This window comes from Paenibacillus sp. FSL R5-0490 (assembly GCF_001956215.1).
Lineage (GTDB): Bacteria > Bacillota > Bacilli > Bacillales > Cytobacillaceae > Cytobacillus.
Genome location: NZ_MRTQ01000016.1, coordinates 35350 through 49032 on the forward strand (window position 1 = coordinate 35350; position 13683 = coordinate 49032).

Here is a 13683-nt window from a genome sequence, read left to right on the forward strand (position 1 = left end):
TATTTTGCCCGATCAGCATCTTATTGGAAAAACAGTACTGGTGGTAGAGGATGATGCCAAAATCCGCAACCTCGTGAAAATTTACCTGCAAAAAGAAGGTTATGAAGTGATGGAGGCAGCGGATGGCCGTGAAGCCATGAAAAAAATTGAACAATTTGATCCCTGCATTTTAATTCTGGATCTGATGCTTCCTAAAGTCAGCGGAGAGGAAATTTGCCGCTGGGTGCGTCAAGACCTGAAGAGTATGATGCCAATCATTATGCTTACTGCCAAGGCTGCTGAAAAAAACCGCATTCAGGGCTTCAAGCTGGGTGCAGACGATTATGTCGTCAAACCTTTCAGCCCCGCCGAACTGATGGTGCGCATCGAAGCAGTCCTAAGAAGAACCTCAAGCAGGTGCGGAAAATTAAGCTTTACCGGATTTACTCTCAAGCCGGCAAAAGGAGAAGCCCTCATTAATGGAGATCCTCTTGAGCTGACACAATTCGAATTTAAACTTCTGCATATGTTTATGCAGCACCCGGGTCAAGTTTTATCGAGAGAACAGATTCTAAACTGCATATATGAACATAATCAGAAGGCTGTGTCTGAACGGACAATCGATGTGCATATCAAGCATCTCCGGGAAAAAATCAAGCAAAAAACACCGAAGGATTATATTCAGACGGTAAGGGGAATGGGGTATAAATTTGTGGGTGTATAATAAATTTTCCAATCTCTTATCGCGTCTCGTTGCCCTGAATAGCCTGGTCATTTTGCTTGTGATCCTCCTGGCCGGTTTTTCGGTTAAAGATTACGCATGCTTCCTCGTCAACTCCGAAGATGTCACCGGGCAGGATCTGGTTGATACCTTGAACGGATTTCTCTGGAGGGTTAGTATTGCTGCATTTGTCATCGCCGGTTTATTCCATTATTTCACTGTCCGCAACCTGGTCCATCCCATTAAGAATCTGTCCCGGGCTGCCAAGGACGTGATGGAAGGCAAGGCTCCTGAAGAACTGGCCGTGCCTTCTTCGGGAGAATTAAAGGAACTGACCGAAAACTTTAATGCCATGACGGCCTCCCTTGTTTCTTTTCAGGAAAAACGGGAAGAAATGCTCCGTGACATCGCCCACGAGCTCCGTACTCCCTTAACCAATATCAATGGCTATCTTGAAGCCCTGCAATCCGGAGTCATCGATGGTGATCCTGAATTATTCGGCTCACTGCTTGAGGAGTCCCGGCGGATCACCGGCATCGTGGAACTGATAACAGAGCTCAACACGTGGAGCAATGGCACTTATTTTACAGAAAAGCCATTCGAGCCTTTATCCATTGACACGATTCTAAAAGAATCACTTAGTGCCTTCCGGTTAAAGCTGGACGAAACGTTTGATCTCCAGGAGGTCCGGATTGAGCCTGCAATGGTAATGGGGAATAAAGACGGCCTTAAACAGGTTTTTACTAATATTCTTCAAAATGCACTTGATTACAATACAGGGACCGAACTGGCTATAAATACCGCTCTCTCCGATCATTTCTATTCCATTACTATTTCCCATACAGGTCAATTCATTGATCCTATAAAAAAAGACCTGATTTTTGAACGGTTCTACCGCCTGGAGGAATCCAGGAGCACCAGAGTGAGCGGAGCAGGATTAGGACTGGCTATTGCGAAAAGTATTGCAGATGCGCATAAGGGACAGATTTCAATACAGACAGATGGATTTCACCACATCTTTGAAATTATCCTTCCTGCAAATAGGGCGGCTTCTAAAATTTAGCTGCTTTTCTTAATCAAATCTTAATAAAACCCTTTCATACTAATGGCAGGAAAGGGGTGAAGATATGAAATTTATAATAAATTATGATAACACTACAGCTGAATTGGGCTACGGAAAGCTGCCTGTTTCTCCTAATGACCAGGCAGGCTATCGCCCGCTGGAACTCTTTGTGTCATCCTTGGCTGGATGCAGCGGCAGAGTTCTTTGGAATATCCTTCAAAAGAAGAGGCTGGGAGTTAAGATGATTGAGGCGGAAGTTTCTGTCTCCAGAATTCCTGAAGAAGCCAATCGGATAAATAAGCTGGCCATTTCAGCTGAGGTTCATGCAGATCAAGCTCTTTCCGAGGCACAGGCCGCAAAAGTGGCAGAGCTCACTGTGAAAAATTGCGGAATGATTCAATCTGTGATCGGCTCTATCGACATAAGCTACGAGATTACATTCACGGGTGATTATGATTGAGTTATTTTAATATCGGGAGCCTGACAATTCCCGCTGTTTGGCTGGCTGTTCTGCTTTCCTTTTTTATGACATCACTTTTGTACATATTCGTCTCGGGAAGAAAGCTTGAGGATTGGTACTGGAACAGTTTTTTTCTTTACTTTCTGGTGTGGAAGCTAAGCTATGCTCTGTTTCATTTTAAGATGGCCATAGAGATGCCGCTGTCTATTGTTTATTTTAACGGAAGTACAAAAGGGCATTTCCTTGCTCTTGTATCGCTTTCCGTTTACCTGATTTATATTGCAGGAAAGAAGCATCAGACAGTCTATCGGGACGCTTTTAAGGTATTCCCTCTTTTTTTCATTGGTTTTGAAGTCACCAAATATGCACTGGAAACAAATCTCCCTGCTGCCGTGGCAAGTCTGGCTCTGCTGATCAGCTATGCTGTTTTTCTTAAAAAGAAAAATGAAAGCTTCTCAATCCGGGCATTCTCTTTCCTTTTCCTTTTCGAGCTTCTTATCATCAGTTTCTTTCAGCCGATCCTGTCCCTTGAAATTCTGACATTCGGCTGGCTGGCATTTACCGTATACATCCTGTCAAACGGGTATCGTAAAAATCTTTGCTTCAAACTAACTTCCTAAGGCGGTGCAAAAGGTTGAATAAAAGTCTGTTATCAATAGCCATAATTCTATTGGCTCTGGCGATTGTATTCGTCAATCTATGGAAACCATCTGCAGATAAAGATAGCACAAGCAATGCTGCTGTGGAAAACGAAGAGGAGTCGGTCGAAACCGAGGATATACCTGGAACAGACCTTACTCAAGTTGAGGAAGGAAAGCCTGCTCCAGATTTTGAACTAACTACTCTCGATGGCAAAACAATGAAACTATCAGACCTTCAAGGGAAGAAGGTCATCCTCAACTTCTGGGCAACCTGGTGTCCGCCCTGCAAAGCTGAAATGCCTCATATGCAAAATTTCTATGAAAAGCATAAAGAAGATGGCATTGAAGTGGTAGCAGTCAATCTCACAAATATCGACAACGGCCGGAAAGATATCGAGAAATTCGTTAAGGATTACGGACTTACCTTTTCCATCCCCCTCGATGAAAATGGCATGATCGGCCCCCAGTATCAGGCATTTACCATTCCAACAAGCTATATCCTCGATACTAAGGGCGTGATCACAAAGAAAATTGTCGGACCGATGGATGAAGGCATAATGGAAAACTTGACGAAGGATATTGAATAAGGATTGGCCGACAAAAAGGTGCCGCTTCTGACTTTACTATCATCTATCACCGCATAAATGCAGGTACATACGATGAAATACCTCAATATTGACCGAAGGCACCTTCAGAATATAAAATCAGGTGCCTCCCCCCATAGTCTATAAGGTATTTTATGGGGGCAGGCACTGAAAACGAATGTGTGTGTACCTTCCGAATCGAGATTTATGTAATTCGCTGCATTAATATTAATCTAATCGGTAATGCTTATCCCATTCGGCACTCCTTTTACTTCAATTGTATCAATGACCTTATTCTGTTCTTTATCGATGATGCTGACCGTATCTTCAAACATATTCGTCACATACACCCTCTTGTTGTCCGGACTTGTTACCACTCCATGCGAGCCTTTGCCGGTTTCAATTTCAGCTGCTGCTTTCCTTAAAGCAAGATCTATAACGGTCACACTGCTCGAAGGAGCTTCTTCTGTTCCCTGGTTGGCCACATAGGCAAACTCACCTTTCTCATCGATATATACTTGTGCAGGACCAATTCCCACTGGAATTTTATCAACCTTATCAGTAGCCAGATCAACCACAGCGAGAGCATTTTCTCCATTTAATGCTGCGACAAGTGTTTTTCCATCAGAAGTAATACCCGTAGTGACAGGAGCTATTCCCACTTTTATCCGCTTTTCTTCCTTCAGGGTTTCAAGATTAATAACACTGACCGTATCTTCACCCATGTTGGCAATGTAAGCTCTTTTGCTATCTGATGAAATCCTGAATCCATGCGGCCCTTTGCCGGTCTCAACTGTATCTGTCACATTGAAGCTTTCCATATTAATGACAGATGCAGTATTGTCCTCGTTGTTTGTTACAACAGCGTACTTCCCATCCTCCGTAAAAACAATGTGGGCAGGGTGATTTCCAACTTCGGCCTCCTGAACCAGTTCATCGCTTTCAACACTGTAAAAAACAGCTTTTGCACTCACTTCTCCGTGGCCGTCATGACCTCCTCCATGGCCTCCCATACCTGGCACAACCGTAGCCCCGATTAATTTTCCATCTGGTGAAACCTGCACATTGTGAGCGGAACCTTCTACCTCTATTGTCGTTACAATTGAATTGTCAGCTGCGTCAATTTTGGAGATGCTGCCTTTTTCGTTCGCAGTGTAATAATATTGGACCTCATTTTTTTCTTCAGCCTCTTCTTTATTGCCTTCCGCTTGCTGAGCATCCCCGGAAGCAGACTTCTGTTCATCAACAGCATTTCCCGAGCTGCATCCAGCCAGTATCACGCCTAACAATAAAAATACAATAAATATCATTTTAAACTTAATCATGGAATGTTCCTCCCTTATCGTATATAAAGAGAGCATAATAACAGCAAGAATATACTAAAGTGATGTACTTCACTTAACCAAATAAACTTACAAAAAGTATTACAATCTATTGAAATCCATAAACTCTGCAAATTTAATAGGTATGATAAGGAATTTTTTCTTTAGAGTTTTCTAAAAAAAAGCTGTCCCGCACTATTATTAGTGCGGGACAGCCCATACCTATTCGATTATTTCCACGCGTACGCTTTTTCTCCCCCACTGAAGGGCATCGCCCTGGTTAGGAATGAACACATCGATTGAACTTCCATTTATACCGCCGCCTATGTCCGCTGCTATTGCAGTTCCATAGCCTTCTACTTTCACGATGGAGCCAAGCGGAATCACACTTGGATCGACTGCAATCACTTTCGCATCAGGGTACTTTTTTAAATCCAGACCCATCCTGGTCACACCTGAACAGCCCTCACAACTCGCTGTATATGCTGTGCTTTCCACAGTCAATGTTTTACCTGCCGCTGTGCCGCGCTTCGCCTTTCGATCAAGTGCAGCTCTCGTCTGAGGACCGGCAATTCCGTCCGCCGTCAAGCCTTGCTGTTTTTGAAAGCTCTTAAGAGCACTCACTGTACCATTTCCATAAATACCATCTAAATTAGATTTGTAGTGACCTGTTTGTTTTAATTGATATTGAATTTGGATGACCTGCTTTCCAATGTCCCCATATCGCAGCACTTTTAGTGCGTGATTCGTTTGCGGTCCGGCAATCCCATCAGCCTTCAGATTGCGCTTACGCTGAAAATCCTTGACGGCTTCCACCGTGATGCTTCCATAGTATCCTGTTGATGTATGGTATGGGAATACCCCTTTTGTCATCAGGTAATCCTGCAATTCAGCGACATCAGATCCTGATGATCCATTGGCAAGTGTACGATCCCCGAGCGCCGCTTCTGTAAACGAAGGAGCAGCCAGCATGAGAACCACAGCCACGATGGCCATCAGCATGTTTCTAAATCTTATTAACATTAAAAAATCCTCCCCAATTTCTTTTGATATAAAAGAATTCGGGAGGAAATGACATTATTCGAGTGTAGCAAACAGAATCACAACGTTCGTCCCTCTATCATCCATTATATTGCAATAATGTGTTCTAATCTGTCTGCGTATATATTACCCAATTTTATGAGAAGAAGCTGAAGACCTTCATCTTCAGCAATTTGAGCTATTTCCAAATATCCATGTACATTTCTTGTATTTTTTGTCATCAACAGCAAATTAAATCAAGAGATAGCCTCATCATTCAGATAACACTTCATTCCACCAAAGCCTTATTTATATGAAAAAATATCTTTTCACTTTTAAAGCTATTTCTGCACTATTTGAAGAAGATTCCCGCATGTATCATCGAAGACCGCCAATGTGACATCACCCATTACTGTCGGTTCCATAGTAAACTTCACTCCGTGGGTTATTAATCGGTTATATTCTTCGTGAACATCAGCAACGCCAAACATTGTGGCCGGAATTCCTTCTGCAAAAATCTTCTTTTGATATTCTTTGGCCGCCGGATGTACATTCGGCTCGAGCAAAAGCTCCGTACCATCTTGATCTTCGGGAGAAACAAGGGCGATCCACCTGTGTTCTCCGACTGGAATATCATGCTTTTTAACAAACCCCAGCGTTTCTGTATAGAATTTCAATGCCTTATCCTGATCCTGGACGAAGATACTGGTAACAATAACTTTCAACATGTATTTGCCTCCTTTGATATTGTAACGGGCTTCCAGCAAAGCCGGCACGTACCTCTGTATGAATCCCTATTCCGCTTTTAGTAAGTTACTCCAGCCATCCTTCCAGCAGATTCTTAAGTGGCTGGTTATTAAAAATAATTACCCGATATTTTCCCTTTCGTTCGGATCTAATGAGCTGTGCATCCTCCAATACAGAAAGATGCTTAGCTATTGCCTGCCGCGAAATGGAAAGGCCGTGCTTCATAATGAGACGGGCCGTCAGTTCATACAGCGTCATCTCTTTGCGCTCAGACAACTCGTCCAATATAAGCCGCCGGGTCGAATCACTAAGTGCTTTGAATATCGCGTCTTTGTCCCAATTCATATTATGATTATAAGCAACCATACGGTTACTTGTCAATACAAGCAATCTCCAAGTTGCCTATTAAAGGTGCCGTTTCAATCTTGGCAGCAAGCACCGAGAACAAGTCTAAGAGGTTTAAGCCAAAGAACTGCATACATCATTCTATATTGGTAAAAAATAAGGAAGAGGTGAGAACAATTGGAAAATGAAAATTTAAAGCTTACATCTTCCGAAATAGGAACATTATGGGGGGAATATGTAAACGGAACAATGACCGAAATCGTAAATAGGTATATGATTTCAATTATAGAAGATGCAGAAATAAAACAAGTTTTTGAAATAGCTATTAAGACAGGGGAAAAGCAAAAGAAACAGCTTGTTTCCTTCATTGAGAAGGATGGATTTCCAATTCCAATTGGTTTTTCGGAGTCCGACCTCAATAAAGGTGCAGGGAGATTGTTTTCAGACATATTCTGCCTGAATTATTTACATATTATGACTATCCATGGTTTGTTAGGTCATACAACCGCTTTAAGTGTTTCGGTCAGAGAGGACATACGGGAGTTTTACAACTCATGTGTAGATGATGCAAAAAATATGTACGATTTAACCATTGAGCTGCTCCTGAAAAAAGGAGTTTTTCAGAGAGATCCCTATTTTTATCCCTCCGAAAGCCCTGAAATTATTACTGCAACAGATTTTACGGATGGATTTTTCGGAAAAGGGAGACGTTTATCTTCTACAGAACTAATCAGTATCTCCCTTAACATTAAAAAGGGGATTATGGCAAAAGCAATATCCATCGGGTTTAGCCAAGTCACAGAGTCGAAAGAGATTAGGAAGTTTTTTGAGGAGCTGGAAAAAGCCGCCGATGAAAACCTGCAGGCTCTTTCAAAAATATTGCACAAGGATAACTTGCCAGTCCCAACTTCATTGGAATCAGAGATTACCACATCAAAGGAATCTCCATTTTCCGATAAATTAATGCTGTATCATATGGGTTTCCTGGTTCAAACTGCACAAGTATATTACGGGACAGGCCTGGCCGGATCCATGCGTACAGACCTGGCCTTAACTTATGAAAAAGCAATCTTGAAATCATTGGGAGTCACCAGAAAATGGTTCGGCATTATGGTGAAGAACAAGTGGTTAGAACAGCCGCCGCTTGCTCCCAATAGAAAAGAACTTGCACAGGATAAATAAGTTATCCCCTCATTTGTGTAAGTTTTCCCGCTGTCAATGTATTACCAGCAGCTGAGCCGTGCTTGGCCAATCGATTGGGCTCGGCTCTCTTTTTTTTATTAATCTCCTCCCACACGAGCAGGAGCTGCCCGACCCGCAGCTTGTACAGCTTGTTGAAATCATGCTACTGCTTTTCATGTAACTGGAAAAGCTGCCTTACTCGGCAGCTGCTCAATTTAAGTACCATTTAAGATAAAATCACACCGGCAAAATTTCCTCTTAGTACATGTTTCCCATTCTGGTTCGTACAAACGAAAGAGGCGGCAATAGCCATTGATCTTTCTCTTCATATCTATCGATCGTTACTTCGCAGAGAATTGTATCTCCTGTAAAAACTGGTTTCAAAAACTCAAAGTTCATCGTACGGGCCAGCACATTTGCATCACCGCCTATTTTGGTCGGCAAAGTGGCCGTTAATAACCCTTGAACCACAACTTTCCCAGGAGAACTCCTGCAGCAACAGTATTTTCAGGAAGCTCCCTAGTGACATAAGCTCCTGCCGCAACCACTGAATTTTCCCCAACCCTACGCTACTACGATAAGGAGGGTCTGATGCCCTTTGTAGAACGGACCCCCAGTGGAAACCGTTTATTTAAAGAATCCGATCTTAGTGCTCTAAAAGTGATTGAATGCCTGAAAGCCACCGGAATGCCTATTAAAGAGATTAAAAATTTCATTGATTGGTGTTCTGAAGGGGATGCCACACTGGCTTAGTGCTCCATCATTTCATGGGCAATGTCATGGCCATCCATGTCAGATGGATAGTACGTAGGCCAATGGGTAACTTCATCCAGCAATTTTTCCCGGTCGTCACCCCAATAAAGGTGGTAGTGACTAGCTTCTGTCGGATAGATACTATGATCACTAAACTGAATATATTGAGGAAGACCTTCAGCTTTTGCTTCTAGCTTAAATACATATCTAACCCCTCTATTTCCCGCATCATATGTCAGAATTTCATATCCATCGTAGATATACTCCCCGGTATATTCTTCTCCGTTTTTGACAAACGTTACCTTATTCCCCTGTATCTGAATTCGTTCAACATTTGTTTGGTATCCTTCATCATAATATTCCTTATATTCTTTAGCTGTCATCTCACCCCCATGTTCTGCTTTATGTGCAAATACTTCGTCAAGGGTGCCATCTTGAAGAAATGGGTATACTGACTGCCAGTCACCTTCCCAGTCGGATAAGGATCGATCCTTCACTTGACTGTTTTCAAAATATCCTTCATAAATTTTTGCTGTTTCTTCATTATGTGAATGAGTATGGCCATGATCGTGTTCACCCTGCTCATTTGTCTCAGAGTCTCCCTCGGCTGAAGGTTCCGATAATGCTTTTGTCAGTTCCGCTAAGTTGTGCTGCATGAGCGTAAAGTAGTCCTCATTATTCTTTATATCTTCTTCTGTTAAAACCGATAAATTGTGTATACGTAAAGCCTCTGCATCAATTTCCTTCCTGACTATGTCTGCCACTTTCGGAGTTATATTCTGTTCAAAAAACACATGCTTCAATCCATGCTTTTCAGCAGTCTTAATGATGTTTTGCACCTCTTTATGTGAGGGCTCGTTAGCAGGGCTCAAACCGGATACTGAGATTTGCTCGATCCCATAGGATTTCTCCCAATAGCCATAAGCAGCATGAGAAACAATAATTTTATTTTCAGGCAAATTTCCAAGTTGTGTACGAAAGTCCTGGTCTAAGTTTTCCAGCTTTCCTTTCAGCTTCTCAAAGTTTTGGTTAAAAATCTCTTCTTGCTCAGGTTTTAATTCAACTAATAAATCTTTTATATGCTCTGCCTGCTGAATAGAACGAATAGGATCCAGCCAAACGTGAGGATCCTGATCCCCATGATTATGTTCAGCATGTTCATCCTCATGACTGCTCTCTTCTTCATGCTCATGTACATGCTTTTCCAAGTTAATTCCTTTAGATGCTTCAAGTATCTTAACGTCATTAGATTGAATAGTTTCCGAGATTTTGTTTGCGTATGATTCTAAGCCTGCCCCATTATAAATAAAAGCATCGGATTCAGATATTTTTATCATATCGCCGGTGGTTGGTTCATATGTATGCGAGTCTGATCCCGATGGCAGAATAGACTCCACAGAAGCTTGATCTCCTGCAATTTGTTCAGCAAAATACTGTAACGGATATACAGTTGTATATATCTTTAACTCTTTGCTGGATCCTTTTGGTTCCCCATCACTTTCACTGCTGTTTGCAGCTTTTCCTCCACATGCAGCCAGCGTGAAGATGACTATAAATAAACTAAGTAAACCTGCGAATCTTTTTAACATTTTTATTCCCCCTTTACTTAGGGAACATTTTATCGTAATGATTACGGTTTGTAAATAGTAATCATTACGATTTATGCATTGTACCCTTTCAACTCCTCTGTTTAAAAAGAAAAAGCTGCTATATTAGCAGCTAATTTTGTACATAAGCACCCATTAGTTCAATACCTTCATCAATACAATTTCATCTCTGATCTGAATACCCTCATTTCCAATTAAGGGTATCTCAGGTTTCACCTTCCTTGCTTCCTCAACCGCATTAAGAATAATTTGAGACAGGATAAACCCTCGTTTCTGATAAAACTTCAATGCTAATAAATTATCATTTGTTGTTATTAGCTTCACGATCCTGCAATTTTTCTTTTTAGCAAGATTTTCGACTTCCTCCACTAACGATGTACCTATCCCCTTACCTTCTTCCGTACTATCTAAAGATATAATTTCACATTCTGTATTTTTAATTATGTAAGTAATTAGACCAATGATTTTGTCTTCTTCATTTAGAACAGCAAACCCATCTAATGCACTGCAATCATAAACCCCACTGGAAATTACCATTTCCGGGCTCCCCCAATGCAGCTTAAAAAATTCTATTATTTTATCTTTCGGTAAATCCTCAACTTGGTAAATATTCATTATTAGCCACCCTAAATTTTTTTAAAGTCTAATTTAATTATCTTAAATAGTCATCCAGTTAACAACCTAATAATTCCATCTCAATTGGAAGAACAAAACCAAAATCCTCTTTAGCAAACAGCAGCCCTAATGTTACAATGTAATTAATGGAATATTTTAGAAATGAGGAGTTAGATGATGGAGGACGTTATATTAGAAATTAATAATTTGAGAAAGAGCTATGGTCCGAAGTCAGTGCTCAACGGTGTCTCTTTTGGGGTGAAACGCGGAGAAATCATCGGATATATCGGCCCGAACGGCGCTGGAAAAAGCACCACTGTCAAGATCATGCTTGGCATTGAAGATGACTATTCAGGACAGGTCAACATCTTTGGCCAGGATATTTCGGATGGAGATATCGAGTATAAGAGAAAAATCGGATATGTGCCGGAAATTGCTGAAGTGTATGATAACTTGACCGGCCAGGAATACTTAACCTTTGTTGGCGAATTGTATGGTCTTGATTCCGACCTTGCCAGTAATAAGGCAAAAAGCCTGATGGAGCTATTCGGCATAGGGGAAGTCTATCATTCCCGAATCGCTTCTTTTTCAAAAGGAATGCGCCAAAAGCTTCTCATTATCTCGAGCCTGCTGCATGATCCGGAACTTCTCTTTTTCGATGAACCCATCAATGGCCTGGATGCAAATAGTGTCATGATATTCAAAGAAATCATGGCACAGCTTGCCGAACAGGGAAAAACGATTTTTTATTCTTCACATATCATGGATGTGGTTGAAAAAATAAGCAGCCGCATTATTCTCCTGCATGACGGGAGAATCGCAGCAGACGGCACCTTTGACGAACTAAAGCAGCAAAATACGGAAGGTTCACTCGAACAGATCTTTAACCAGCTTACAGGATTCAGTGAACATAAGGAAATTGGTGCCCGGTTTGTTTCGGCTGTAAGGGAGATGTAGGAATGCAGGACTATCGCACTCTTAAACTATTGGATCGTTTTGAGCGGGTTTTTAATAGCTTTGACGTAGATTACAAGGTTATGAGGAGACTCCTGCAGGTAAAGCTTACGATGGATGGAAGGCGCATGCCCACCATTTTCTCGCAGAATGCAAAAAAAGAAAACAAAGAAAAGAATAATCAGTACATTAAATCTTTATGGGTTTACGTATTGTTCGGTCTGTTCTTGATTCCATTTGTTCTTATGGGGGACAATTACCTTTTTCAGATGAGCCTATTTTATGGGATTTTCACCTTTTTTGTGATGACCTCCATGATTTCCGATTTCTCTTCGGTTTTATTGGATATACGGGATCGCAACATCCTGTTTCCAAAGCCAGTCAGCCGAAAAACAATCAGCACGGCAAAAATGATGCATGTTACGATTTATCTTTCTTTCCTTACCATTGCGCTTGCGGGTATCCCTTTGATAGTGGGACTAATCAAAAATGGGCCATTATTTTTCCTCCTTGCTGCCGTAAACATTATCCTGATTGATTTATTGGTTGTTGGTCTAACCGCATTGATCTATTTATCAATATTGCGATTCTTTGATGGGGAAAAATTGAAAGATATCATCAACTATGTTCAAATCGGGCTGTCCCTGATGATCATGGTTGGGTATCAATTGCTTATACGGTCTTTTGAGTTCATTGACTTAACGGTCTCTTTTCAGCCTAAGTGGTGGCAGGTATTCATTTTCCCAATGTGGTATGGCGCAAATATGGAAATGCTGTTGAAGGGGGCTTTCGATCCGGTTTATCTCCTTTTTTCAGCATTATCACTCCTAATTCCGATCCTGTCCATCTGGATTTATATGAAATTTACCGGCACCTTCGAGCAAAGCCTGCAAAAGCTTGCTTATCACGGAAAAGCCAAAGTAACGAAGCGGAGTAAAGCGGGGCAAATCCTTCTTACCATCATTTGCCGCTCACCGGAGGAGAGAGCCTTTTTCCGCTTTGCAGGCAGGATGATGAAAAATGAACGGGACTTTAAACTGAAGGCCTATCCATCACTTGGTTTTTCCATCGTGATTCCGTTTATTTTTATCATAAATACTCTCCGTGAAGATTTTGCACAGCTATCTGACAGCAAGTCCTATATAACGATTTACTTTAGCTTGATCATTATTCCGACCATCATGATTCTTCTAAAGTATTCAGGAAAATATAAAGGGGCCTTTATTTACCGGGTTGCCCCTCTCAAATCATTAAAGCCGGTGTTCAGCGGTACCATCAAGGCATTTATTATTAAATTATATCTGCCGGTCTACTTTATTCTAAGTGCACTCTTCCTTTTCCTGTTCGGGGCAGGAATTCTTCCGGACCTTATCGCCGTATTTATCAGCGCCTGTCTATACGCGGTCATTTGTTTTATGGTTTTAAAGAAATCTCTGCCCTTTTCGGAATCGTTCGATGAATACAACCAAAACGGAAATAGTGCCATTATCTTTGGATTGATGCTGTTTGTAGCATTACTTGCAGGCTTGCATTTCGCGAGCACTTTCTTGCCATATGGAATCTATCTGTATTTGGGGATATGCAGCATTGGTCTCGTAACTATTTGGAGGCTGGCTTTCAATGTTACATGGGAGAAGATTATTGAAGGGTGATTCCTTCGAGAGTTTGCTCAAGCTGCCATTTTGGCAGC

Annotated in this window: 14 protein-coding genes and 2 pseudogenes; 9 read left to right on the plus strand and 7 right to left on the minus strand. The window is 41.5% G+C overall.

The features are described 5' to 3' along the window. The first annotated feature begins 4 nt into the window (after window positions 1-4). The 5 genes from BK139_RS14190 (at window position 5) to BK139_RS14210 (ending at window position 3451) form a co-directional block, all read left to right on the plus strand. Window positions 5-703, plus strand: coding sequence for a response regulator transcription factor (locus BK139_RS14190; protein ID WP_139325634.1), 699 nt, complete (start codon window positions 5-7; stop codon window positions 701-703). Further along, window positions 696-1763, plus strand: coding sequence for a HAMP domain-containing sensor histidine kinase (locus BK139_RS14195; RefSeq protein WP_286148909.1), 1068 nt, complete (start codon window positions 696-698; stop codon window positions 1761-1763). The genes BK139_RS14190 and BK139_RS14195 overlap by 8 nt, the downstream gene beginning before the upstream one ends. A gap of 64 nt (window positions 1764-1827) precedes the next feature. Continuing rightward, entirely contained in the window at window positions 1828-2223 is a 396-nt protein-coding gene (locus BK139_RS14200) for an OsmC family protein (RefSeq protein WP_076259900.1), read from the plus strand. Then, complete coding sequence (locus BK139_RS14205; protein ID WP_076259903.1) at window positions 2220-2843, plus strand: hypothetical protein; 624 nt, start codon at window positions 2220-2222, stop codon at window positions 2841-2843. The genes BK139_RS14200 and BK139_RS14205 overlap by 4 nt, the downstream gene beginning before the upstream one ends. A 14-nt stretch (window positions 2844-2857) precedes the next feature. Then, window positions 2858-3451: a peroxiredoxin family protein gene (locus BK139_RS14210; protein ID WP_083675381.1), complete on the plus strand. Its 594-nt coding sequence runs from the start codon at window positions 2858-2860 to the stop codon at window positions 3449-3451. Window positions 3452-3681: 230 nt separating this feature from the next. Here BK139_RS14210 and BK139_RS14215 read toward each other — a convergent pair whose 3' ends face one another. The 4 genes from BK139_RS14215 to BK139_RS14230 form a co-directional block, all read right to left on the minus strand. Continuing rightward, on the minus strand, window positions 3682-4773 hold the full coding sequence (locus tag BK139_RS14215) for a YncE family protein (protein WP_076259906.1): 1092 nt from the start codon (window positions 4771-4773) through the stop codon (window positions 3682-3684). Between the two features lie 219 nt (window positions 4774-4992). Further along, on the minus strand, window positions 4993-5793 hold the full coding sequence (locus tag BK139_RS14220; RefSeq protein ID WP_076259909.1) for a peptidoglycan-binding protein: 801 nt from the start codon (window positions 5791-5793) through the stop codon (window positions 4993-4995). 338 nt (window positions 5794-6131) lie between these two features. Then, complete coding sequence (locus tag BK139_RS14225) at window positions 6132-6515, minus strand: VOC family protein (RefSeq protein ID WP_076260116.1); 384 nt, start codon at window positions 6513-6515, stop codon at window positions 6132-6134. 88 nt (window positions 6516-6603) lie between these two features. Then, the gene (locus BK139_RS14230; protein ID WP_076260119.1) at window positions 6604-6882 is read right to left on the minus strand and encodes an ArsR/SmtB family transcription factor; all 279 of its coding nucleotides are present in this window, start codon (window positions 6880-6882) and stop codon (window positions 6604-6606) included. 177 nt (window positions 6883-7059) lie between these two features. On the opposite strand from BK139_RS14230, the gene BK139_RS14235 reads away from it, so the two are divergent. Next, a complete protein-coding gene (locus tag BK139_RS14235) occupies window positions 7060-8064 on the plus strand; it encodes a DUF3231 family protein (protein ID WP_076259911.1) in 1005 nt (334 codons plus the stop codon). A 226-nt stretch (window positions 8065-8290) separates the two neighbouring features. On the opposite strand, the pseudogene BK139_RS14240 reads toward BK139_RS14235, so the two are convergent. Further along, window positions 8291-8544, minus strand: a pseudogene (locus BK139_RS14240) (FAS1-like dehydratase domain-containing protein); the annotation flags it as partial. 81 nt (window positions 8545-8625) lie between these two features. Between BK139_RS14240 and BK139_RS14245 the strand changes: the two are divergent. Continuing rightward, a pseudogene (locus BK139_RS14245) lies at window positions 8626-8811 on the plus strand (MerR family transcriptional regulator); the annotation flags it as partial. Window positions 8812-8813: 2 nt separating this feature from the next. Here BK139_RS14245 and BK139_RS14250 read toward each other — a convergent pair. Both BK139_RS14250 and BK139_RS14255 read right to left on the minus strand, forming a co-directional pair. After that, a complete protein-coding gene (locus BK139_RS14250) occupies window positions 8814-10406 on the minus strand; it encodes a metal ABC transporter solute-binding protein, Zn/Mn family (RefSeq protein ID WP_076259914.1) in 1593 nt (530 codons plus the stop codon). Window positions 10407-10559: 153 nt separating this feature from the next. Beyond that, window positions 10560-11039 (minus strand): GNAT family N-acetyltransferase, encoded by a 480-nt coding sequence (locus BK139_RS14255; protein WP_076259916.1) that lies wholly within the window; start codon window positions 11037-11039, stop codon window positions 10560-10562. A gap of 177 nt (window positions 11040-11216) precedes the next feature. Between BK139_RS14255 and BK139_RS14260 the strand changes: the two genes are divergently transcribed. Together BK139_RS14260 and BK139_RS14265 are read left to right on the plus strand one after the other, a co-directional pair. Beyond that, window positions 11217-11996 (plus strand): ABC transporter ATP-binding protein, encoded by a 780-nt coding sequence (locus BK139_RS14260; protein ID WP_076259919.1) that lies wholly within the window; start codon window positions 11217-11219, stop codon window positions 11994-11996. Between the two features lie 2 nt (window positions 11997-11998). Continuing rightward, entirely contained in the window at window positions 11999-13645 is a 1647-nt protein-coding gene (locus BK139_RS14265; RefSeq protein ID WP_076259921.1) for a hypothetical protein, read from the plus strand. The last annotated feature ends 38 nt before the right edge of the window (window positions 13646-13683 follow it).